The organism is Pedobacter alpinus (assembly GCF_042684645.1).
Classification (GTDB): Bacteria; Bacteroidota; Bacteroidia; order Sphingobacteriales; family Sphingobacteriaceae; genus Pseudopedobacter; species Pseudopedobacter alpinus.
Genome location: NZ_JBHULV010000048.1, coordinates 26,010 through 50,161, shown reverse-complemented (window position 1 = coordinate 50,161; position 24,152 = coordinate 26,010). Strand labels below are relative to the sequence as shown.

Here is a 24,152-nt window from a genome sequence, read left to right as displayed (position 1 = left end):
GGTTTCGCAACTCAAAATTAGAATTATACAGGCCTTTTTTGTATATTATTTGTTCGGACAGTTATGACTTGACGTGGAGTTAAGGTGGACTTATAGAAAATATACTGTTGATTTTTTAGGAGAGATTAGCTAGCTTTAAGCTTTACCAAATTTAAGAAAAATATGGCAGAACAAGAAGGGGTTTTACCCTATTCCGGAAAATTAGGAGATACCGTTGGCTACCGTAGAGGAAAGAAACATTTTAAAAGAGCCAAGCCGGCATCTTACCAACCAGGCGAAGAGAGCCAGAAAAGTAGTGCCGAATTTAGGACAGGCAGTAAAGCTTGTGCCATATTAAAGCAAGCCATCAAACCTCTAATACTTAAACATTTCAGATTAGAACTTCATAACCGGCTGTCGGCTAAGCTTCGTGAAATCATCAGGACTGGACCAATAGACAAAAAAGGTAAACGTGGGGTTCTTGATGGCGATTTGAAACTGCTCAAGGTTTTGAGCTCAATGCCAAAACAAGCTTTTATAAGCTCTTCACAGCGACTTTTAATATCCAAATTACCCCAACAGAAATACTCATCAGTCTTCCCGCTTTTGACTGGGCAAATAAGTTCAAAGCACCAGATCATGCAAAAAGGGCAAAACTTAATCTCTGCTTTGTTTTTGCGGATTTTAATGCTGCTACCGTCCAAAGCCTGAGTGCCAACCCAATTGTTATTGAAAGAAACCAAATTTTTACAGGTGGTTCTTTACAGATCAATATCCCCAAAAAGGAGGAAATCGCTGTATTTCTAGTGATGAATGTCTTTTTTGAAAGCGACAATAACACGCAGACTTATATCATAGAAAACCAAAACTATCAAGCCGGTATCATCTTGGATGTGGCACACATTAAAAATGGCGAATTGGTAGATTTTATTCCTGAAAAACCTTCTAAAAAACCAGAACAACCAACGATTCAGCCTGATGTTTTTTGGAAATTAAAAGAAAACAAATAATCATCAGTAAATTGATGAATTATAAAACCCACTAGCATAAATTTCCTTTTAGCTATCTTTGTGCTTATGTTAAGTCAAAAACAGCTTTTTTTATTAAATACAGCACAAACATCAAACTTTCCAAGGCTTTTAGAAATAGAAAAAGCTGAAGGTTGTTACTTACATAGTCCTGATGGAAAAAAATATTTAGATTTAGTATCGGGTTTTGCAGTTAGTAACATTGGGCATAGGCATCCAAACGTAATAAATGCCATACATCAACAATTAGAAAAATATTTACATGTTACCGTTTACGGCGAGTTTGTGCAAGCACCTCAAGTAAATTTTGCGAAAAAACTAGCTGAGGTTTTGCCCTCAAATTTATCATCAGTTTACTTTACAAATTCTGGCACTGAAGCCACAGAAGGCGCTTTAAAACTTGCTAAAAGACACACCAACCGTTCAGAAATATTATCTTTTAATGGCGCTTACCATGGCAGTACGCATGGTGCTTTAAGTGTAATGGGTAACGAATATTACAAACAAGCATATCGGCCATTATTACCTGATGTTAATTTCATCAACCTCAATAATTTTGATGATTTAAACTTGATCACCACAAAAACTGCCGCAGTAATTTTAGAAGCCATACAAGGTGAAGCAGGAGTTAGAGTTCCTAATTTAGATTATATAAAAGCACTAAGATTAAAATGTTTAGAAACTGGAACATTATTAATTTTTGATGAAATACAAACCGGTTTTGGCCGAACCGGAAAACTTTTTGCTTTTGAGCATTTTGATATTGTGCCTGATATTTTACTTTTAGCAAAAGGAATGGGAGGTGGAATGCCAATTGGGGCGTTTATATCATCAAAAGATATAATGGATAGCCTAAAAGGCAATCCAATTTTAGGGCATATTACTACTTTCGGAGGGCATCCTGTCAGTTGTGCAGCTGGTTTGGCCACTCTTAATACAATTTTAGATGAAGATTTAATAAAAGGTGTACCTAAAAAAGAGGTTTTATTCAAAAATTTATTAAATCATCCAAAAATTAAAGAGATTAGAGGTTTAGGCTTGATGCTTGCTATACAACTGTCTAATTTTAATGAAGTAGAATTAGTAAGTAAAAAATGTGTAGAACAAGGTGTAATTATAGACTGGTTTTTACATTGCGATTCGGCTCTTAGGATAGCGCCACCTTTAACCATTACCACCGAAGAAATTGAATTTGCTTGTAATGTTATTTTAAATGTAATCTCAGAACTTTAACCTCACTAAATTACTTACTAATTATACATAAACTTTACAAAAAAAAGATATGGAGTATTTAGAACAAGCAAAATTATTTTTAGTTACAAAAGGAGCAGATGTTGGTTTGGCTTTAATTAAAGCAACTTTAATAGCTTTAATAGGTTGGCAAATTGTTAAATTTTTATCAAAAACGTTTGGTAAAATAATGGAGAAAAGAGATTTTGATCCATCTTTAAGGGTTTTCCTAAAAAGCTTGGTTCATAATTTATTATTAATACTCTTAATATTAAGCACATTATCAACTTTAGGCATTGAGATAACTTCTTTTATTGCAATTTTAGGTGCAGCTGGTTTGGCAATTGGCTTAGCTTTACAAGGTAGTTTAGCAAATTTTGCAGGTGGCATTTTAATTCTACTTATTAAACCTTTTAAAGTTGGCGATGTTATTGAGGCACAAGGCGTAACGGCATCGGTCTCAGAAATACAAATTTTCCATACCGTTTTAAAAAGCTTCGATAACAAAACAATAATTGTCCCTAATGGCATTTTGTACAACGATATCATCATTAATTACAGTTCGGAGCCGGCAAGAAAAGTACAATGGATATTTGGCATAGGTTATAATGACGATATAGACCAAGCAAAAGAAATTATTAAAGAAGTTATTTTTTCTGATGAAAGAATAATTGATAGAGACCAACCCTACATTTATGTTGATAGTTTAGGAGATAGTTCTGTAAATATTAGGGTTAGGGCGCTGGTAGGTAATGATGACTATTGGGACGTTTACCTAACAAAATTAGAATTTGTAAAAAAAGCTTTTGATAAAGCAGGTGTGTCTATTCCTTTCCCACAAAGAGATGTACATGTTTACAAACATGTACAATAAAAAAATTAAAAACCCTGATAATAAATTGTCGGGGTTTAGTTTTTTACATCATTTTATTCCTTTTTAACAACCAAGCTTTTAAAATCGGATAAAAACCTTCCTCTAAATCAGCATTAATTAAATCAATTTTATATTGAGCGCATTTTAAAGCCAAGGTGCTTTTAAATTGAGTTACCTTGTTTAAATAGGTTTCTTTAAACTGGATTGGATTTATTTTAATAGCATCATTACTTTCTAAATCTATAAAATGATATGGCCTGTTCTCAAAATTAAAATCAAGTTCATGCTTACGTTCATTAATATTGAAAATTATCACCTCGTTTTTAGCGAATTTTAAATGTTGTAATGCAGCAAAAACATCATCCAAATAATTTTCAGAACTAACAGTATCAAACATATCTGTAAATAATACTACTAAAGAACGTTTATGAATTTGCTCGGCAATAAGATGCAAGCTTTCTATTAAATTTGTTTTAGTGTTTTTCTGTTGATTTTTTAAAAATTGCGTTAACTCATTTAATATAAATTTTTGATGACTGGTGGTTGATTTTGCAGGAGTATGCAATTCAATTTTTTCACCAAAAACGCTTAAACCAAAAGCATCTCTTTGTTTCTTTAATAAATTTATAAGCGCAGCCGCCGCTAAAGCACTAAACTCAAATTTATTTATGCCCGTTAATGGATAAAACATAGAAGAAGAGTTATCAATTAAAATATGACACCTCAAATTTGTTTCTTCCTCAAATCGCTTTACAAAAAGTTTTTCTGTGCGAGCAAATAACTTCCAATCAATATTTTTAATAGAGTTACCCGTATTATACAAACGATGTTCTGCAAACTCAACAGAAAAGCCATGAAACGGACTTTTATGAAGTCCAGTAATAAAACCTTCTACCACTTGTTGTGCTAAAAGTTCTAAATTACCAAAATCAATCTTCTCGTCTAAACCAAGGGATGCGCTAGCCATTTTTAAAATTAACTAAAATAAAGAATCAACAACAAAAAAGGGATGAAAATTTCATCCCTTTTTATAAATCATTATTATTTTAATTATTGCTTGGTAAATACTCCGCTATTATTTATCCAAGATAAACCATAAAATTTATCGTCAGAAGTGATGTCTAAATCACCATCGTTATCAACATCATGCACTCTTATCATATTAATCCATCTGTTGGCATTCTCATCAACATAGTTTGCTAAAACAGTTTTAGTAACATCCTCAAAAGTTTTTCCATTGTTTTTCAATAATTGTAAATAGTAACCTTTGTAATAACCTTGTTCTAATTTTCCGTCACCTGTTCTTGTAATCAAAACATCTGTTTTGCCGTCCTTATTGTAATCTATAAAATCAATATCAACCACAACTCCAAAACCACTCACAGCAGGAACTGTAAACATTAATGAAGTCATAAAATTACCACTAGCATTACCAAAAAGAACAATTGTACTTGCTCCGTTATGCTCATGACCCCCAGTTACCAAATCCAAATATCCATCATTATTTATATCATATAACTCAGAAGTGAAATACGCTTTTCCGTATAATGTACTTGGATAAATTGACAGTTCTGGTTTAAAATTACCCGCACCATCGTTTATCATAAATTTACTTATTGCTTTATTGTCGGTAACAAACAAATCAATATCTCCATCATTATCAATATCGCCAGCAGTTACAGACGCAAAGTAACCTAAACCAATACCTAAATCTTTTGTTGTGAACTTTCCGTTAACATTCATTAATACTTTTATTGTCTCGCCAGAAAACGGTGTTCTATCAAAACCAGAACCTGTAATTACTACATCTAACCAACCATTTTTATCTAAATCCGCCACTATCACTTTTCTAGCATTTAGCATTTTTGGCGTTCCGTTACTAAAAACTGTTTGGTCTTTTACAAACTGAAAAACATTATTTTTATAGTATTCTACATCAACAGCGTTGCTCCCAAAAGCATTACTGGCTACAGCTATCATATCTAAATCTCCATCCTTATCAAAATCTGCGTAAGCTCTTGCGTTATAGGCATCTTCAAAATAGTTTACATTAAAAGCTGTTTTGGTTATTGCTGTAGAAAAATCTATGTAAAGTTTATTATTTATATAAGTATTGTAAGATGTTTTACTGTTTGCTTGTAAATCTTGAGTTACACCTACCAACAAAACAGTAGGAAAATATTTGTTATTAGATTTATTTTGAGCCAATACGTTTATTACAGATGTTCCACTAACATCTATAGGTGTTTTTTCGTTTTCTACACCAACATTATTTATTAGTAAAGTAGCATTTTCAGAAACTTTAAATGTGGGTACTAAAGATTTTAAACTCACTCCTTTTGGTATTGCAATAGTTATTGCTTGTCCGTCAATAGTTGCTTTATAATCTTTATCCAATTCGGGATTGTTAACTTTAAGAAAACTTAATTCTATTAAATCTTTTTCTGACGAGAACGGCGAAACACCAGACATTTGCTCTTTATTACAAGCAGTAATAAAAAATGCTATTGTTAAAGTAAATAAGTAAAAGTTCTTTTTCATATCTTTTTGTTTTGGAATGCTAATTCTAAATCCCCACATTATGCACACATGTGTAATTTTATACGCAAGTTATTTTTTTGAGTTACATATTATGTTAAGCTGAACCTTAATTATTTAATTAAATAAAAAAAACAAGAACGCTTATATTCATGTACGCAAAATTTACTCCACAAATCACATAGCCACAGAATAGCCAAATAGGCGCTTAGATGAGATCAAATAAATTATTTCATCTCAAAAATACCCTTATTAGGCAAAAAATTACCCAAATAATTTTTAATTTCTATTAAAAAGAAAAATTAGTTATAAAGTTAAACTCTAAATAAAAGCACCTATCTATAATTCTCCAAATATTTAATATGATAGAGAAATGTTTGATTGTAATAATTTATCCACACAGTTTCGGATTACCATGCATAAAATGTATTTTTACGGGTATTGATTATAAATAAATAATGAGCGAAGAAAAGGAAGACAAATCAAATTATTCGGCCGATAATATTCAGGTTTTAGAAGGTTTAGAAGCGGTTCGTAAACGTCCGGCGATGTACATTGGTGATACAGGCTTTAAAGGTTTGCATCATTTGGTTTATGAAGTGGTAGATAACTCTATTGATGAGGCTTTAGCAGGTTACTGTACAGATATTTTTGTAACTATACTTAAGGATAATTCTATAAAAGTAAGTGATAATGGCCGGGGTATTCCTACCGCCATGCACACCAAAGAAAAAAGATCTGCATTAGAAGTTGTAATGACAGTATTACATGCTGGTGGTAAATTTGATAAAGATACCTATAAAGTTTCTGGAGGTTTACACGGTGTTGGGGTAAGTTGTGTTAATGCTTTATCTATCCATTTAAAAGCAGAGGTTCACCGAGAAGGAAAAATTTTCATGCAAGAATATTCTTGCGGGAAGCCTTTATATCCAGTAAAAGAAACTGGTGTATCATCAAGTAACGGTACTATTGTAACTTTCACTCCAGATGATACTATTTTTACTCAAACAACAGAGTATAAATTTGACACTTTAGCTGGAAGATTAAGAGAACTAGCTTATCTAAATAAAGGAATTCGTTTAACTTTAACAGACGAACGTGAAACCAACGACGATGGCACTTTTATATCAGAACACTTTTATAGTGAAGGTGGCTTAAGAGAATTTGTTAGGTATTTAGACGATACAAGAACACCATTAATTCCTGAACCTATTTATATAGAGGGCGAAAAAAATGGTATCCCAGTTGAATTGGCTTTTACCTACAACAACTCCTACAGTGAAAATGTGCATTCTTATGTAAATAATATTAACACCATTGAGGGAGGAACGCATATTGCTGGATTTAGACGTGGCTTAACTCGTACACTAAAATCTTACGCAGATAAATCTGGTTTATTAAAAAACTTAAAAATTGAAATTACTGGTGACGATTTTAGAGAAGGTTTAACCGCTGTAATTTCTGTAAAAGTTCAAGAACCACAGTTTGAAGGACAAACCAAAACTAAATTAGGTAATAATGAAGTAACTGGAGCTGTTGATATTGCTGTTGGTGAAGCTTTAGGTAATTTTTTAGAAGAAAACCCAAAAGAAGCCAGGTTAATAGTTAACAAAGTTATTATTGCTGCAACCGCCAGAGCTGCTGCCCGCAAGGCAAGAGAAATGGTACAGCGTAAAAACGTAATGGGTGGTTCTGGTTTACCTGGAAAACTTGCCGATTGTGCCAATAAAGATCCAATGGTTTGTGAGTTGTATTTAGTCGAGGGAGATTCGGCAGGTGGAACTGCAAAACAAGGTCGTAACCGTGATTTTCAAGCTATTTTGCCTTTGAAAGGTAAGATTTTGAACGTGGAGAAAGCCATGGAGCACAAGATTTACGAAAATGACGAGATAAAAAACATTTTTACGGCATTAGGCGTAAGTATTGGTACCCAAGAAGATGATAAAAAACTAAATATCGAGAAATTAAGATATCATAAAATCATCATCATGACGGATGCGGATATTGACGGTTCTCACATTACCACGCTTATATTAACTTTCTTTTTCCGTTATATGAAAGATTTAATTGAATTTGGTAATATCTACATTGCAGCTCCACCATTATACCAAGTTAAAAAAGGTAAAGATTTTGAATATTGCTGGAATGATGCACAACGTGATGTTGCAGTACAACGTTTAAAAGGTGCGGGTAAAGAAGAAAGCGTACACATACAACGCTATAAAGGTTTAGGAGAGATGAATGCAGAACAATTATGGGAAACCACTTTAAATCCTGCAACAAGAACTTTAAAACTGGTTACAATAGATAATGCTGTAGCAGCCGATCACATTTTTTCTATGCTAATGGGCGATGAAGTTGCCCCACGTAGAGAATTTATTGAGAAAAATGCTAAATATGCTAAAATTGATGCTTAATTAGCATTCAGCATTGCTAAAAAATAAAGGCTAAGATTTTAATAATCTTAGCCTTTATTTTTAAATAAAAATTTAAACTGATTAATTATTTCAGACAAAAAAAAAATTGGCTCAGTGTCTTTAGCAAATACCGGTTTCAAAATTTGTGCTTAATGGCATTAATTGGAAAACCCGTATTATACCGCACTGCATTAAATAATTAACGAAGAACCTAAGTTTAAACCACCATCAGCCATTTTTGTATTTGCTGTTATGTGTTGATGTGTTTTTTCAATTTTTTTTTAGGGTGTTTTAGGTTTATTCCAGTCGGCTAAATATTTATTAGTTTTCATAGTTGCCTGAATTATGTAATTGCAAAGTTTTTTTAGTTTTTCGGAATAAATTTAAAAGTCCATAGGCGATTAACCATATAATAATAAAAGCAATTGTCTCAAATATTAAAATATACAGAATTGGATTGGGTTCGGTAAACAAAATCATGATTGGAATAAATGCTACTGGAGCAAAAAAGTAAAACAAAACTTTACTCTCGCTCGGTAAGGCGATATTCACATTTGTCCAATATAAACAACTGTAAATCGCACCTAGTCCAACATAAATGCATGTAATTATTAATGCTAGCTTTTTGTTCGAGAAGTTCTTCATATAGCTCATTAAATAATTCAATTTTTCTTATCTTATTGGTTGAGAAATTTCGCTCGGGTAACATTCAAACATAATTAATTAATAAACGTAATAAAAGCATTCGGCTTTTATTGGCAAATTAGACCACATAAATATTTTCCGCAAACTTTTCACTTACAAAAGAAACTTCTCCATTTACCTCAATCTCCATTAAAGCATCATATTCTTGCCTTCCAACTACTTTCACAATACTGCTTAAACCTAAACCTACTTTTACCACATATTGTAAAAATGAAACGGAATTATCTTTAACAGCTGCAAGTTTACAAGTCTCGCCAACAGCTACTTCTGCTAAGGTTTTCCTGTATTTTACTTTTATTTCTCCTAACTCATTTGGTATTGGGTCTCCGTGAGGGTCAAACTGAGGAAAATCTAAAAAAGCGTCTAATTTATTAACCAACTTAGCACTTTTGATATGCTCCAATTGTTCTGCAATTTCATGCACTTCATCCCAATTAAAATCTAATTTTTCAAACAAAAAAGTTTCCCACAAGCGGTGTTTACGTAGAATCTCTAAGGCATATTTTCTGCCTTCTTCATTCAAACCTATTTTACCGTACTTCTCATACTTAATTAGTTGTTTTTCTTTCAACTTTTTAAGCATATCGGTTACAGTAGCTGGTTTAACATCCAATTGTTGCGCTAACTCATTGGTCCCCACTTCTTCCACCTCATTATCAATCGTGATTTTAAGCAATGCTTTCAGGTAATTTTCTTCTGTAAATGATAACATGTTATTCAAAGATATAAAAAGAAACAAAATAAATTTGTTAGATTAATCTAACTTTTATAGTTTTGTATTTGTAATCTATTAAATTAGGCTTTTAAAATGAACTCCGTTAGAACAACTATTATCTTTGCTTTACTCCTAAATTTCAATTTAGTTTTCGGGCAAAGCAGTGTCATCAGCGGAACAATTTCATCTAATGATAAACCTATAAATTACGCCACAATTTTATTAAATGGAAAACCAACTAATACAAACATTGATAGTTTGGGAAACTTCACATTAAACAACTTAAATGCTGGAAGTTATAGATTAGAGTTTTATTGTACAGGTTTTGATAAAACACAGCGCAACATCACATTAGCAGAAAACGACACTACATTATTAACAGTAGTTCTAAAGCAAATAAAAAACAGTTTGAATGAAGTTGTTATCTCTGGGACAATGAAAGAGGTTTCGAAATCTGATAGTCCCGTTCCTGTTGAAGTTTACACTTCCCAATTTTTTAGAGCAAACCCCACTCCTTCCCTTTTTGAATCTTTGCAAAATGTAAATGGTGTACGCCCTCAACTTAATTGTAATGTTTGCAATACTGGCGATATCCATATAAATGGTTTAGAAGGGCCATATACTATGATTTTAATAGACGGAATGCCAATAGTGAGTGGTTTATCAACGGTTTATGGGTTAACAGGTATTCCACAGTCATTAATAGAAAGGGTAGAAATAGTGAAGGGGCCAGCATCAACATTATATGGTTCTGAAGCGGTTGGTGGCTTGGTAAATATCATCACCAAAAAACCTAGCCAGGCACCTTTATTCTCGGCTGATATTTTCAGTTCTAACTGGGGAGATGTAAATACAGATTTAGGTTTAAAATTTAATGCTGGAAAAAATGTCCAATCTTTATTAGGAGTTAATTACTTCAATTATCAAAACAAAATAGATAATAATAACGATGGTTTTACAGATGTTACTTTGCAGAATAGAATTTCTGTATTTAACAAATGGGTAATTAAGCGGAAGGAAAACAGGTTGTTTTCAATAGCTGGTCGTTTTGTAAACGAAGACAGGTGGGGTGGCGATATGAGGTGGAATAAAAGTTTTAGAGGAGGCAGAGAAATTTACGGAGAAAGCATCTACACTAAAAGATGGGAAACCTTTGGCATATATCAATTACCTACCAAAGAGGATTTACAATTCCAGTTTAGTGCCAATGGGCATTACCAAAATTCTTTTTATGGCGATGTATCCTATAATGCAGAACAGCTCATAAGCTTTGGTCAACTAACTTGGAATAAAGCGATTGGCAATTCACATGATATACTTTTAGGTGCAAGTTATAGGCGAACCTACTACGACGATAACACCCCAGCGACAAATAATACTGTAAATAATATTGAAGTAAATACTCCCTCCATCATTAATTTACCGGGTTTATTTATACAAGACGAAATTAAGTTAACAGACCGCAAAAAGCTACTATTAGGGTTAAGGTATGATTATAACAGCATCCACGGTAATGTTTTTACTCCAAGGGCAAACTACAAATGGACTTCTCCCAATTTAAAAAATATCCTTCGCTTTAGTGTTGGCAATGGTTACCGAGTGGCAAATGTTTTTACTGAAGACCATGCTGCCTTAACAGGAGCAAGAACTGTAGAATTTACAGAATCTTTGAAACCAGAAACATCTTGGAATGGGAATATTAATTACGTGAAAAAGATATATACCAAAAGTAACGCAAGTATAAATTTAGATGCAAGTGCTTTTTATACTTATTTCAATAATAGAATTATACCCGATTATTTAACAGATCCTAATAAAATTATTTACAGTAATTTGGTAGGTTTTGCTACTTCAAAAGGTGTGAGTTTAAATGTAGATTTGGCTTTTCAAAATGGCCTAACCATTTTAGCAGGCACCACAATTATGGATGTCAATTTTACAGATGAAGGAATAAACAACCGACAATTATTAACGGAAAGGTTTACTGCTGTTTGGGGCGTAGGTTACAAAATTAACCCACTAAATTTAAAAATAGACTATACAGGCAATGTTTACGGGCCTATGCTTTTACCGTTATTAGGCAAATTAGACAATAGAGCCGCAAAATCTCCATTATGGAGTTTACAAAATATACAGCTCACCAAAACCTTAAACAATAAATTTGAACTTTACGGAGGTGTAAAAAATTTACTAAACTTTACTCCGCCTGCTAATAGCATTGCTCGTTCTTTTGATCCTTTTGATAAAGAAGTTAGTTTTGACCCAAACGGACAGGTGGTGACTACACCAAACAACCCAAATGCTTTATCTTTTGATCCAAGTTATGTTTTTGCCCCTAACCAAGGGATTAGAGGCTTCTTAGGTTTTAGATATACTTTAAATTAATTAAGCAAAATGAAACAGTTAGCACTTTTTCTTTTTTTCAGCATCTTGATTTTATCTGCAAAAGCACAGCTAAAAGTTTATGATATTAATCAGTTAGACAGTCTTCAAAATATTGAGCAAAAACAAGTAATGATATTTATTTATACAGATTGGTGTAGGTATTGCGAAAGCATGAAGCACACTTCTTTTAAAAATCAGAAACTAATTGATTTTCTTAATGACAATTACTACACTGTAATTCTTAATGGAGAAGCTAACCAAACAATAAATTACGGGGGCAAAACTTTTAAATTTTTACTTACTGGAAAAAACATTGGAGAGCATGAATTTGTAAAGGCTTTGACGTTAGGGAAACCAATTTCCTATCCTAATATTTATATATTCAATACCTCAAATGAAGTTTTATTTAATTATTCGGGCTATATAAGTGGAAATGAATTATTAAAAAAATTAGAATTTATTACTTTATGAAAAAAGTAAAATGTGTAAATCGTTTATTTAGAAACATCAATTTTTAAAAAAATATTAAGTCTTACATTCCTAATTAGTTGTTTTTTTTACACTACTAAATGATAAAAATAATTTAATTAATACATAAAACATATAAATAAAAATAAATATATTATTAAGTACATCTTTATTAAATAATGTTTTTTATTATCAATAAAAATTAAATATAAATTAATTAGTAAATGATAAACGTAATTATTTATTTGAAAAAACAACATAACGCAAAAGACTTGGTAAAACATCTTCTAATGCAAAAATTAGTTGCATCGGCTTCTATTGATGAAAACAATGTTTCCTATAAATATGTAGATGGTAAATTGGTTGAAGAGATTTTCAATGTGATAACTGCGCAATCTAAAGCGCTTTTATTTAATGTTGTTGTGGAAACCATTGAAAAAATGCTTGGTGAAGGAGTTGCAATAAATTCTACCCCTATAGTTGGGACAAGCATTATTTTTAATGATAGTGTAACTACAAAAACAATTCCGATATAAAATTATAAAATACCTATTCTATGTAACTCAAACGTATGGTCAATAATTTGAAATATAATTCTTTAAACATAAAAATCTATTGAAAGAGAATCATTGATTAAAGTATTTTAAAAATTATAAAACCATGAGCTCATGATTTTATAACAAAACTTACCATAAAAAAAGCCTTTTGCAAATTGCAAAAGGCTTATACTTTTAAAGTTGAAGTATTTTTATCCTTCTTGGTGCAACCAAGCTTTCTTTGCTAATAACTCTTCCTCTGTTTCTCTAACGTCTTCATCATCAATACAGCAATCAACTGGGCATACTGCTGCACATTGAGGTTCATCATGAAAACCTTTGCATTCTGTACACTTATCAGAAACTATATAGTAAACCTCATCAGAAATAGCTGCTTGTGCTGCATCAGCATCTAAAGTTTCGCCACCGCCAAAATCAATTATTCCTTTTAAGTTAGTTCCTTCAGAAAATTTCCAGGCTTGTCCTGCGTCATATATTGCGTTATTTGGACATTCTGGCTCACATGCTCCGCAGTTAATGCACTCGTCTGTAATTATAATTGCCATATCTTATTTTTTCTTACGTCTTTAAACGTATTTTTGTCGTTCTCTTAATTATTTGCAAATATAACATATTTTAAGGATTTGAATTTCAACAATGTCGAATTTTAGTAAAGAAAAAAAGATAATAGCGATAAATGAATTGGGTAATTTCTTGTCAAACCCAAATGATGCTTTACAAGCATTAATTGAAAGTGCCAGAAATAAGAATGCTTGGTTTACCACAGATGAAGTAAGTAAAGCAATAAAAGCTAACGCTCAAATGCTTAACGCTGATGATGTAAATAGATGGTTATCAAAGTATCAAATAAATGAAACCAACCCTAAAAAAATTGGATTAATATTAGCCGGAAACCTACCCATGGTTGGCTTTCACGATATTATTGCAGTATTATTAAGCGGAAATATTGCATTAATAAAGCTATCCTCTCAAGATGATAATTTGATTCCTTTTATACTAAACAAATTAATAGAAATTGAACCTTTATTTAAAAAACAAGTTGAATATGTAGAGCGATTAGAGAATTTTGATGCTGTTATAGCAACAGGAAGCAATAATTCTTCTCGGTATTTCGATTACTATTTTTCTAAAGTCCCTAACATTATCAGAAAAAACAGGAATAGCATTGCACTACTTACAGGTAAAGAAACCAGAGAAGAATTAGCACTTTTAGGAAAAGATATTTTTGATTATTATGGCTTAGGATGCAGAAATGTTTCAAAATTTTTAGTTCCAAAAGATTATAATTTCGTTCCTTTTTTTGAGTCTATTGAGCCTTTTAATCCAATTTTAAATCATCATAAATACCTAAATAATTACGATTATAATAAGTCTATTTACCTTATTAATAAAAACAAACATTTTGATAATGGCTTTTTATTGGTAACAGAAAGCGACCAATTAACATCTCCCCTTTCTGCGGTTTTTTATCAAGAATATGAAACAATTAATGAGGCTTTAGACTATATAAACACGCAAAAAGAAAATATACAGGTAGTAGTTACCAATGCAAACATTGATTTACCTACTGCAAAAGTTAGATTTGGAGATAGCCAAAACCCAAAACTTTGGGATTATGCAGATGGTGTTGATACCATGAGTTTCTTAACAGCGTTAAACTGATTTTAATTTATTAAAAATAGGCACTAAAAAATTTTACCTTTGTAAAAAGTTAATCCAAACGCACAATAATGTATATAATAAAAGTTAAAGGGGTGGCAAAAATTCCGGATTATGTACAATTAAGAGACGAACATTTTACACTATTAGCTTACTTTAGGGTTGATAGACCAGATAAATCACTCGAAAAAATTGGACTTGGCGACAAAGCTACTTATATAATGAATATCATAAAGGATTTACCTTTCGGACAAATATTAAAATTAGAAATCTAATGGTTAGTAACTCAGTAATTAAACTAAATAATATTGATATTTTTCAACAAAAACACCTGGTTTTATCTAATGTAAATTTACACGTAGATAACGGTGAATTTGTTTATTTGATAGGACAAACCGGATCTGGAAAAAGTAGTTTATTGAAAGTGATTTACGGAGATCTTCATGTTCATAACGGTGATGGACATGTTGTTGGCTATGAACTTAAAGATTTAAAGGAAAATGATGTTCCTTTTTTAAGAAGAAAATTAGGTATCGTATTTCAAGATTTTCAATTATTAACAGATAGAAGTATTGAAGAAAACTTAGCATTTGTGCTAAAATCCACTGGTTGGAAAGATAAAAACTTAATAGACGAACGTATAAAAGACGTTTTAGAAAAAGTTGGTTTACGTAGTAAAATGAAAAAAATGCCTCATGAAATTTCAGGAGGAGAACAACAAAGAGTTGTTGTTGCAAGAGCATTATTAAACGATCCTGAGTTAATATTAGCTGATGAGCCAACTGGAAACTTAGATCCTGAAACATCAGAAGAAATAATGATTTTATTGCGTCAAATTAGCCAATCCGGTACTGCTGTACTAATGGCTACTCATGATTACCACATTATCAGAACTTTCCCTTCTCGTATCATTAAATGCGAAAACGGAAGAGTGATTGAAGACGCTACTGTTTAAAAAAATCCATACATAAATTATCTATAACAGTCAATTTGTAAGTTTTTAAATATAAAAACTGACAGGTTGACTGTTTTTATGAAATGGCAGCATGTTTGGTATTTGGATACCGTTATCATATATAGCCATGTTTAAGAGAAAAAAGGTTTCAGAACCAGAAGAAAATAGCAAAATGACAGACCAAACGCAAGAAAATCAAAATCAAGAAGAAATTCGTGAGGAAATAGAAAACGTTAATGAAGCCAGAGTTAATGAGCCAGAAGAGATTCAGGAAATTAGCGAAACAGATAAGCTAAAAGCTGAAGTTGCAATGTTGAATGACAAATATGTGCGCATGTATGCCGAATTTGACAATTATAAACGCCGTACAACTAAAGAACGCGTTGAATTATTGCAAACTGCGGGAAAAGACGTGATTGTTTCTATGCTTTCTGTTTTAGATGATTTTGAAAGGGCAAACAAAGCAATGGAAAGTGCTGTCGATGTAAAACCTGTTAAAGAAGGTATTGAATTGGTACATCATAAATTATTATCGCTGTTAAGCCAAAAAGGTTTAAAACCTATGGAAAGCAAAGGTTTAGCTTTTGATGCCGATATACACGAAGCAATTACAAGTATTCCTTCACCAACACCAGATTTGAAAGGTAAAGTAATTGATGAAGTAGAAAAGGGATATTTATTGAACGATAAGGTAATTCGTTTTGCAAAAGTAATTGTAGGAGCATAAATTATTTGAAGATGAGTTGGTTTGAAGATTTGAAGATGTCTTGTTAAGATTATCAAATTTTTAAATTGAATTATTATAAATATTAAAAGATTGTTGAGAAATATTAATGATTAAGAGTTGACTAGTTTGATGTCATCTTCAAATCGTCTAATTTTCAAATCATCAAATCAAAAAACATGAGTAAAAGAGATTATTACGATATACTAGGTGTTTCTAAAAGCGCACCTGCAGACGAGATAAAAAAAGCTTATCGCAAAATGGCGATTAAATACCATCCAGATAAAAACCCGGATGATAAAAGTGCTGAAGATAAGTTTAAAGAAGCTGCTGAAGCTTACGAGATTTTAAGTAATCCGGAGAAAAAACAAAGATACGACCAGTTTGGACATGCAGGCTCACAAGGTGGTTACGGTGGTGGATATGGCGGTGGCGGCATGAATATGGAAGACATATTTAGTCAATTTGGAGATATTTTTGGTGGCGGTGGCGGCGGCGGAAGCCCTTTTGATAGTTTCTTTGGCGGCGGAGGTCAACAAAGAGGAGGTGGCGGACGTAGGGTTCAAAAAGGAACTAACCTACGTATAAAAGTTAAACTTACTTTAGAAGAAGTTGCCAATGGTGTAGAGAAAAAAATAAAAGTTAACAAACAAGTATTGTGTAATACTTGCGATGGTAGCGGTGCAAAAGATAAAAACTCTTTTTCTACTTGTAAAACTTGTGGTGGTGCTGGTGCAGTAAGACGCGTAACCAACACCATTTTAGGGCAAATGCAAACAACAAGTACCTGCCCTACTTGTAATGGCGAAGGAACAACTATTTCTGCAAAATGCGGTACTTGCCATGGTGATGGTGTTTCTAGAGGGGAAGAAACCATTAGCATAAACATTCCGGCAGGTGTAAGTGACGGTATGCAACTAAGCATGAGCGGCAAAGGTAATGCAGCACCAAGAGGCGGCGTACCAGGCGATTTAATTATCTTAATTGAAGAAACCCCACACGAAGCTTTAAAAAGAGAAGGTATTAACGTGATTTACGATTTACATGTAAGCTTTGTTGACGCTACTTTAGGTGCAAGTATTGAAGTGCCTACCATAGACGGTAAAGCTCGTATTAAATTAGAACCAGGCACACAAGGTGGTAAAATATTACGTTTAAAAGGTAAAGGTATCCCCGAAGTAAATTCTTACCATAAAGGAGACCAACTGATACAAGTAAACATTTGGACACCAAAAATTTTAAATAACGAAGAGCGTGAGCTTTTAGAAAAACTAAAAGAATCTCAAAACTTCAAACCTAGTCCGGGTAAAAACGAAAAAAGCTTTTTTGATAGAATGAAAGAATATTTTGAGTAAAAAATAATTGAAACTATAAATTAAAGGTAGGAATGAAAGTTTCTACCTTTTTTTGTTTGGAGCAATCAAAATCTGCAAAAACTGCTTTACGCTATAATCTTTTTAATCCTTACCCCAAAGCCCAAACCATAAAAAGGATTTCCATTACAATCAGGGCTAAAATATTAGGCAGTTCAAATCATTTTAAATAAAAATCTTAGTTACTTATCAATTTTTGAAATTAAAATCATTAATTTCAAAAATATTTAACCCAATTGCTATGCTTAATTTAAAAACTGCGGGAATTTTATCAATAATTTCCATAACTGCTTTACTATCATTCAATTTAAAAGAAAAACCAATTGAAAAAAATGGAATATCTGATACTCCAGAAGCTAATTATCAAGCAAATTGCTCTGGTTGCCACGGTGCAAAAATGAATGCCTTTGTAGATAGGAAATGGAAATATGGAAAAACGCCAGAGGATCTATTTAAGTCTATAAAAAATGGCTATAAAGAAGATGGAATGCCTGCATTTGCAGAAACTTTTAAAGATGAGGAAATAAAAGAATTAGCAAATTACATCATCAAAGGAATTGAAAACGTTGATAGATATAATGAGAACGAGAAACCAAAATCAGATATTTTTGAAACCGAAGAAGGCAAAATAAAATTGGTAAAAGTATTTGATAAAGTTAAAATACCTTGGGGCATTGCCTTTTTACCTAATAAAAAAATGCTAGTAACAGACAAATCTGGCGAGCTATATATAGTTAATGATGATAAATCTTCTGTAGAAGTAGAAAATGTTCCGGAAGTAAGATTTGCTGGACAAGGAGGCTTAATGGATGTTATTTTACACCCAAACTTTGCAAGCAACCAAATAATATATTTAAGCTATTCTAAACCCAACCCTACTGATGCTAGCTTACAAACTACAGCAATATTAAAAGCAAAGTTAGAAGGCAACAAATTAGTTGATGCCAAAGATATTTTTATAGCCTTACCATACAGCAAGACCAGACATCATTATGGTTCTCGGATGGTTTTTGGGAAAGATGGATTACTTTATTTTTCTGTTGGTGAAAGAGGTAACAATCAAGAAAATCCACAAGATACAAATAATGCTTTAGGCAAATTACATCGCATTACTGACAATGGAGAAATACCAAAAGACAACCCTTTTTACGGCAAAGCAAAAGCACAGGAAAGCATATTTTCCTACGGACATAGAAATCAGCAAGGCTTAGTTCTAAACCCATTTACTAATGAAATTTGGTCGCATGAACATGGTCCACGTGGCGGAGATGAGATTAACATCCATAAAAAAGGAGCTAATTATGGCTGGGCTGTAGTTTCTTACGGCATTAATTATAACGGTAAAATAATGACTCCTTTTACTCAAAAAGAAGGTATTACTGACCCTATTCATTATTGGATTCCTTCTATTGCACCCAGCGGAATGGCTTTTGTAAACAGCGATATTTACAAAGGTTGGAAAGGCAATTTAATGGTGGGCTCTTTAAGATTTCAATACCTAAACAGATGTGTAATTAAAGATGGAAAAGTGATTAAAGAAGAATTATTATTTAAGAATATTGGCAGGTTAAGAGAAGTAAGAATGGCACCAGATGGTTACATATATATTGGTGTTGAGGGAGAAGGAGTTTATAAACTGATGCCTATATAAAATCCCTAAAAGCTTAAGGCTTAAAGCCGAAAGCTGATTTTTGATTTGGTTAAAGTGGAATAAAGTAATTTCACAAATTTTAATCTGTAATAAATAAACTAAAAAGCCTCTAACAAAAAAAGATTGTACATGCTAAGTATCAGAAATATTGTAAAAGAATACGCTAAGCACCGGGCTTTAGACGATGTAAGTTTAGAGGTAGAAAAGGGAACTATTTTTGGGCTTTTGGGACCTAATGGCGCTGGTAAAACATCTCTAATTAGAATTATAAACCAAATTACTGGCCCAGATGCTGGTGAAATATTTTTTAACGGAGAAAAGTTAAACCAATCTCACATCGGTAAAATTGGTTATTTGCCAGAAGAACGAGGTCTTTATAAAAAGATGGAGATTGGCGACCAGATGCTTTATTTGGCGCAACTCAAAGGCTTAAGCAGAGCTGACGCCACCAAACGTATAAAATATTGGTTTGAAAAAATGGATATGCAGGATTGGTGGAAGAAAAAAGTAGAAGATTTATCAAAAGGGATGCAGCAAAAAGTACAATTTGTGGCTACCGTTTTACACGAGCCTGAGTTGATTATTTTAGACGAGCCTTTCTCGGGTTTTGACCCCGTAAATGCAGAAATCATTACCAATGAAATTTTAGAATTAAATCAAAAAGGTTCTACCATTATTTTCTCTACACACCGTATGGAATCTGTAGAACAATTGTGCAACCATATTGCACTTATCCATAAATCGCATAAAATTTTAGATGGCAGCGTAAAAGACATTAAAAACTCTTACCGAAATAACACTTACAAGGTTGGGTTAAATAAAGAATTAAGTCAGGCTGATTTTCAAACTGCCGAATTAATAAGCACAAACGCTAACGATGAAAACTATAATCATACATTAAAACTAAGAGAAGGTTTTAGCACAAACAATTTGTTACAAGAAATTATTCCTTTGGCAAATTTGAACCATCTAGAAGAGATTGTCCCAACAATCAATGAAATTTTTATTCAAAAAGTAAAAAACTAAACCATGAACAAAGTATTTTTAATTATCCAGAGAGAATACCTAAGCAGGGTTAAAAAGAAATCGTTTTTAATACTTACTTTTTTAGTACCATCATTGTTTATTGGGATGATGTTTTTAGTAGGCTATTTAACTGTTAAAGGAGATGATACTGCCAAAAAGTTTAAAGTTTTAGATGAAACCGGCATATTTGAAAATCAATTAAAAAATACCGAAAACCTCAATTTCACTTATGTAAAAGGCGATTATGAGGAAGTAAAAAAAGAAGTAAGGAAAGAGAAAGAGGGTTTTCTTTTATTTATTGCTGCTGATTATGCAACATCTGGAAAAACAGAAATTATCTCTGAAAAAAAACCTGGAATCGCTTTAGTTCGTGATGTTGAATCGCAGATGGAAACCATTTTACGAAATAAAAAGCTGGTGGACGCTGGTATTGACACAGCAATTCTTAATAGCTCAAAGGCTAATGTATCAATTAGTGCCAAACAACTTACAGAAGAAGGCGAAAAAGATGCAAGCATTGGCGCAACTTTTATTGTAGGTTTTTTAAGTGCTTTTCTAATTTATCTTTCGCTTTTTATTTACGGTACACAAGTTATGCGTGGTGTAATTGAAGAAAAAACCAGTAGAATTATTGAAGTTATTGTTTCTTCTGTTAAACCTTTTCAGTTAATGCTTGGTAAAATTTTAGGTATTGGCGCAGTAGGTTTAACACAGTTTTTATTATGGATTATTTTAAGCACCGGTTTATCCACTTTAGCTGCAGGATATTTTACAAGTTCTAAAAGCGCTCAAATTGAAGGGGTTTCTAAAGAAAATCAGGAGATTGTTAAAGTAGCAAGTGAGACCAATAAAGTAGAAGCTTTTTTAAAGGCAGCAGATACTATTAACTTCCCTTACATTTTAAGCACATTTGGTTTTTACTTTTTAGGCGGTTATTTGTTGTATAGTGCATTGTTTGCAGCGGTTGGTTCTGCTGTTGATAGCGAAACTGAAACGCAACAATTTATGTTACCCATTACTTTACCGCTCATTTTCACCTTTATTTTAGGAATGAATGTGATAGTAAATAATCCTGACAGTAGTTTGTCTTTTTGGCTGTCTATTATTCCTTTAACCTCCCCTATCGCCATGATGATTCGTATTCCGTTTGGAGTACCTGGATGGCAGTTAGCGCTTTCGATGGTTTTACTGGTTGCTGGTTTTATATTTACAACTTGGGTTGCTTCAAGAATTTACCGTGTTGGTATTTTAATGTATGGCAAAAAAATAACGTATAAAGAACTGGCTAAATGGTTTAGTTATAAGGAGTAGGTTTGTTTAAGGAGTGAATTATTGAAGAATAGAATGAATGAATGAGAGAATGATTGAATGATTTTACTTTGTTTTTCGATATTTCAAGGATAAGAAGTTTTTTTTGAACGAAGGATTAAATAACGAAGCTTTAATTAACTAAAGTATTAGATTTACTTTTAATAACGACATGTTGCCAATAGAAAACGTCAATTTCAACTTCCTATGTTCTAAGGATATTAACAATATGCCTGATTGTAACTCCGGAAAATTTTGTAAAAGTTGCAACAAAACTGTTATTGATTTTAGAAAAAGTGATTCATTTGAACTCTTAAACATTTTAAAGAAAGAACAAGAGGTTTGTGGTATGTTTTCTAATGAGCAAGTAAACTTAGTTCAAGATATTCCTAAGCAAACAATAAATAGTTATAAAAGGTACGTTATTGGTATATTGGTTTCTCTTGGACTTACCTTTTTTTGTAAAGAATCAGTCGCTCAAATTTCAATTCCAGACACATGCGATACAACTGTAAAGTCAAAAATTGACCAAAATCTTTATTTCGGTGGTATTAATGAAATAATGCCCCAATATAAAAAAGGTGGTGAGGCAATGGTAAAGTTTATTAAAAATAGCATCAACTATCCTAAAGATGCCAAAGCAGGCAGAGTTTATGTTCAATTCATAATTGACGAATTAGGCAATGTGACAGAACCTAAAATTGTTAGAGGATTATCTGAAATTGCAGACAAAGAAGCATTAAGGATTGTGAAACTTTTAGAATTTACTCCGGGATTGCAAAACGGGAAATTAAAAAACTATTCTTATACTTTACCCGTATTTTTTAATACCGAGATAAAATAAATTTCATTAAAAATTAGGCTAATAATTCTATTCAGCTAATAAAAATCTTTTCAACAAAATGACCAAACAAAAAGCAGTAATTGATATAGGCACCAATACATTTCATTTGTTAATTGCAAATGTAGATGAGCAACAAAACATCGATATCATTCACAAAAACACCATTGCTGTAAAACTTGGCGAAGGTGGTGTAAACAAAGGACACATTGCTGATGCTGCTTATAAAAGAGGTATTGATGCGCTTGTTTTATTTAGGAAAGAACTTTCTAAACATAACATTAAAGAAGTAAAAGCTACTGCAACTGCTGCTGTTAGAGATGCAAGTAACGGAAAAGAATTTATTGCCGAAGCGCTAGAAAAAGCTCAAATTCAAATTACAATAATTGATGGATTAAAAGAAGCAGAATATATTTACAATGGAGCAAAAGGCGCAGGAGTTTTAAATGATAAAACTTCTTTAATAATGGATATTGGTGGTGGTAGTGTTGAATTTATCATCTGCAATCAAAACCAAATATTTTGGAAACAAAGCTATCAATTGGGTGCAGCAAGGTTATTGGCAGATTATTATCAGCATGAAAATGCGATAGAAAAGAGCACTTTAGAAAACATTCATCAACATTTTTCAAATACTTTAATCAATCTTTTTGAAGCAGTAAAAACACAACATCCAAAAAAATTAATTGGTACAGCAGGTTCTTTCGATTCTTTTGCCACCATCATTGCATTAAAGCAGCAAGTTTTATTTAACCCAGAAACTATGAAGAGTTTTGAGTTAAACTATCCTGAAATAATGAATTTACTTGATGAAATTATAGAAAGTACGCACCAACAACGTTTGGCAATGCAAGGTTTAATTCCTTTACGCACAGATATGATTTTAATGGCTGCTATTCTCACTCAATTTATAATTAAACGAACTCATATAGAAGAGGTTATTACTTGCACTTATTCTTTAAAAGAAGGCTTAATTTTGAGTGATCATTAAAAATTAGCTAATTCTCTATATAACCTTTCAGTTGGTAAGCCCATAACATTGGTGTAAGAACCATTAATCTCTTTTACACCAACCATTCCTATCCAATCCTGAATACCATAAGACCCAGCTTTATCAAAAGGTTGATGATTATCAATATAATACCACAATTGTTCATCAGTTAACTGACTAAAAGTAACCTCTGTAGTTTCAGAAAATGAAATATTTTTAGTTTCTGTTCTTAAATTTACACCGGTAACCACTTTGTGAGTTTTTCCGTTCAATTTGCTTAACATTTCAAAAGCATGATTGTTATTTTCTGGCTTACCCAGAAGCTCATTGTTCAAAATCACAACGGTATCAGAAGTAATTAAAATCCCATTTTCAGGTATTTCAAATGCATCAGCTTTCTTTTTAGAAATATAAACAGCTACTTCTTCTAAAATTAAACTGCTTGGGTAGCTCTCGTCAACGTCTTTTAATAATAACTGATAAGAAAAACCCATTAAAGTTAATAATTCTTGTCTTCTTGGAGATTTTGATGCTAAGTATATTATTTTATCCACTGTTTACTTTTTATTACAACGCAAAAATGCAATAATTATCCTTTAATGATAAAAAAGATATGCGATGGTAAAAAAATGTCAGTGAAATTTATTTAGGAATATTTATTAACGAATTAAGTTTTTGGTATTGTATATGTATTTACTTCTTTGTAAAACATTATTAATTAGCCCAAT

The 24,152-nt window shown here is 32.1% G+C and carries 23 protein-coding genes; 18 read left to right on the top strand and 5 right to left on the bottom strand.

The window, feature by feature from the left end:
- Nucleotides 1-162 precede the first annotated feature (162 nt).
- The 4 genes from ACFSSE_RS14390 (at nt 163) to ACFSSE_RS14375 (ending at nt 3,111) form a co-directional block, all read left to right on the top strand.
- Entirely contained in the window at nt 163-690 is a 528-nt protein-coding gene (locus ACFSSE_RS14390; protein ID WP_379046444.1) for a hypothetical protein, read from the top strand.
- 98 nt (nt 691-788) lie between these two features.
- Entirely contained in the window at nt 789-989 is a 201-nt protein-coding gene (locus ACFSSE_RS14385) for a hypothetical protein (RefSeq protein WP_379046447.1), read from the top strand.
- A 66-nt stretch (nt 990-1,055) separates the two neighbouring features.
- Nucleotides 1,056-2,240: an aspartate aminotransferase family protein gene (locus tag ACFSSE_RS14380; protein ID WP_379046450.1), complete on the top strand. Its 1,185-nt coding sequence runs from the start codon at nt 1,056-1,058 to the stop codon at nt 2,238-2,240.
- A 49-nt stretch (nt 2,241-2,289) separates the two neighbouring features.
- Entirely contained in the window at nt 2,290-3,111 is an 822-nt protein-coding gene (locus ACFSSE_RS14375; RefSeq protein ID WP_379046453.1) for a mechanosensitive ion channel family protein, read from the top strand.
- A gap of 43 nt (nt 3,112-3,154) precedes the next feature.
- Here ACFSSE_RS14375 and ACFSSE_RS14370 read toward each other — a convergent pair whose 3' ends face one another.
- Together ACFSSE_RS14370 and ACFSSE_RS14365 are read right to left on the bottom strand one after the other, a co-directional pair.
- Entirely contained in the window at nt 3,155-4,078 is a 924-nt protein-coding gene (locus tag ACFSSE_RS14370; RefSeq protein WP_379046456.1) for a DUF58 domain-containing protein, read from the bottom strand.
- An 83-nt stretch (nt 4,079-4,161) separates the two neighbouring features.
- On the bottom strand, nt 4,162-5,652 hold the full coding sequence (locus ACFSSE_RS14365) for an FG-GAP repeat domain-containing protein (RefSeq protein ID WP_379046459.1): 1,491 nt from the start codon (nt 5,650-5,652) through the stop codon (nt 4,162-4,164).
- A 455-nt stretch (nt 5,653-6,107) separates the two neighbouring features.
- On the opposite strand from ACFSSE_RS14365, the gene gyrB reads away from it, so the two are divergent.
- Nucleotides 6,108-8,066, top strand: coding sequence for a DNA topoisomerase (ATP-hydrolyzing) subunit B (gene gyrB, locus ACFSSE_RS14360; protein WP_379046462.1), 1,959 nt, complete (start codon nt 6,108-6,110; stop codon nt 8,064-8,066).
- Nucleotides 8,067-8,829: 763 nt separating this feature from the next.
- On the opposite strand, the gene ACFSSE_RS14355 is transcribed toward gyrB, so the two are convergent.
- Nucleotides 8,830-9,483 carry a metal-dependent transcriptional regulator gene (locus ACFSSE_RS14355; RefSeq protein ID WP_379046465.1) on the bottom strand — a complete coding sequence of 218 codons (654 nt, stop codon included), beginning with the start codon at nt 9,481-9,483 and terminating at the stop codon, nt 8,830-8,832.
- Between the two features lie 96 nt (nt 9,484-9,579).
- On the opposite strand from ACFSSE_RS14355, the gene ACFSSE_RS14350 reads away from it, so the two are divergent.
- The 3 genes from ACFSSE_RS14350 to ACFSSE_RS14340 all read left to right on the top strand — a co-directional run bounded on the left by ACFSSE_RS14350 (nt 9,580) and on the right by ACFSSE_RS14340 (nt 12,875).
- Nucleotides 9,580-11,871, top strand: coding sequence for a TonB-dependent receptor (locus ACFSSE_RS14350; protein WP_379046468.1), 2,292 nt, complete (start codon nt 9,580-9,582; stop codon nt 11,869-11,871).
- 9 nt (nt 11,872-11,880) lie between these two features.
- A complete protein-coding gene (locus ACFSSE_RS14345; protein WP_379046470.1) occupies nt 11,881-12,342 on the top strand; it encodes a thioredoxin family protein in 462 nt (153 codons plus the stop codon).
- A gap of 287 nt (nt 12,343-12,629) precedes the next feature.
- Nucleotides 12,630-12,875: a hypothetical protein gene (locus ACFSSE_RS14340; RefSeq protein ID WP_379100995.1), complete on the top strand. Its 246-nt coding sequence runs from the start codon at nt 12,630-12,632 to the stop codon at nt 12,873-12,875.
- A gap of 212 nt (nt 12,876-13,087) precedes the next feature.
- Here the strand turns inward: ACFSSE_RS14340 and ACFSSE_RS14335 are convergent, their stop codons facing one another.
- Nucleotides 13,088-13,441: a 4Fe-4S dicluster domain-containing protein gene (locus ACFSSE_RS14335; RefSeq protein ID WP_379046476.1), complete on the bottom strand. Its 354-nt coding sequence runs from the start codon at nt 13,439-13,441 to the stop codon at nt 13,088-13,090.
- A gap of 91 nt (nt 13,442-13,532) precedes the next feature.
- Between ACFSSE_RS14335 and ACFSSE_RS14330 the strand changes: the two genes are divergently transcribed.
- The 10 genes from ACFSSE_RS14330 to ACFSSE_RS14285 all read left to right on the top strand — a co-directional run bounded on the left by ACFSSE_RS14330 (nt 13,533) and on the right by ACFSSE_RS14285 (nt 23,424).
- Entirely contained in the window at nt 13,533-14,558 is a 1,026-nt protein-coding gene (locus ACFSSE_RS14330; protein ID WP_379046479.1) for an acyl-CoA reductase, read from the top strand.
- Nucleotides 14,559-14,626: 68 nt separating this feature from the next.
- The gene (locus tag ACFSSE_RS14325; RefSeq protein WP_379046482.1) at nt 14,627-14,830 is read left to right on the top strand and encodes a fructose-6-phosphate aldolase; all 204 of its coding nucleotides are present in this window, start codon (nt 14,627-14,629) and stop codon (nt 14,828-14,830) included.
- The gene (locus ACFSSE_RS14320) at nt 14,830-15,510 is read left to right on the top strand and encodes a cell division ATP-binding protein FtsE (RefSeq protein WP_379046485.1); all 681 of its coding nucleotides are present in this window, start codon (nt 14,830-14,832) and stop codon (nt 15,508-15,510) included. Before ACFSSE_RS14325 ends, ACFSSE_RS14320 begins: the two co-directional genes overlap by 1 nt.
- Nucleotides 15,511-15,637: 127 nt before the next feature.
- On the top strand, nt 15,638-16,237 hold the full coding sequence (locus ACFSSE_RS14315) for a nucleotide exchange factor GrpE (RefSeq protein WP_379046488.1): 600 nt from the start codon (nt 15,638-15,640) through the stop codon (nt 16,235-16,237).
- 176 nt (nt 16,238-16,413) lie between these two features.
- Nucleotides 16,414-17,589: a molecular chaperone DnaJ gene (gene dnaJ / locus ACFSSE_RS14310; RefSeq protein WP_379046491.1), complete on the top strand. Its 1,176-nt coding sequence runs from the start codon at nt 16,414-16,416 to the stop codon at nt 17,587-17,589.
- A gap of 259 nt (nt 17,590-17,848) precedes the next feature.
- Nucleotides 17,849-19,258, top strand: a complete 1,410-nt coding sequence (locus tag ACFSSE_RS14305) for a PQQ-dependent sugar dehydrogenase (RefSeq protein ID WP_379046493.1) — start codon at nt 17,849-17,851, stop codon at nt 19,256-19,258.
- A gap of 129 nt (nt 19,259-19,387) precedes the next feature.
- Nucleotides 19,388-20,284, top strand: a complete 897-nt coding sequence (locus ACFSSE_RS14300; protein ID WP_379046496.1) for an ABC transporter ATP-binding protein — start codon at nt 19,388-19,390, stop codon at nt 20,282-20,284.
- A gap of 3 nt (nt 20,285-20,287) precedes the next feature.
- Nucleotides 20,288-21,595, top strand: a complete 1,308-nt coding sequence (locus ACFSSE_RS14295) for an ABC transporter permease (RefSeq protein ID WP_379046499.1) — start codon at nt 20,288-20,290, stop codon at nt 21,593-21,595.
- 226 nt (nt 21,596-21,821) lie between these two features.
- Nucleotides 21,822-22,436, top strand: coding sequence for an energy transducer TonB (locus ACFSSE_RS14290; protein WP_379100992.1), 615 nt, complete (start codon nt 21,822-21,824; stop codon nt 22,434-22,436).
- A gap of 58 nt (nt 22,437-22,494) precedes the next feature.
- On the top strand, nt 22,495-23,424 hold the full coding sequence (locus tag ACFSSE_RS14285; RefSeq protein WP_379046505.1) for a Ppx/GppA phosphatase family protein: 930 nt from the start codon (nt 22,495-22,497) through the stop codon (nt 23,422-23,424).
- On the opposite strand, the gene ACFSSE_RS14280 is transcribed toward ACFSSE_RS14285, so the two are convergent.
- The gene (locus ACFSSE_RS14280) at nt 23,421-23,978 is read right to left on the bottom strand and encodes a Maf family nucleotide pyrophosphatase (RefSeq protein ID WP_379046508.1); all 558 of its coding nucleotides are present in this window, start codon (nt 23,976-23,978) and stop codon (nt 23,421-23,423) included. The two genes, ACFSSE_RS14285 and ACFSSE_RS14280, sit on opposite strands and share 4 nt — an antisense overlap.
- Nucleotides 23,979-24,152: the final 174 nt, after the last annotated feature.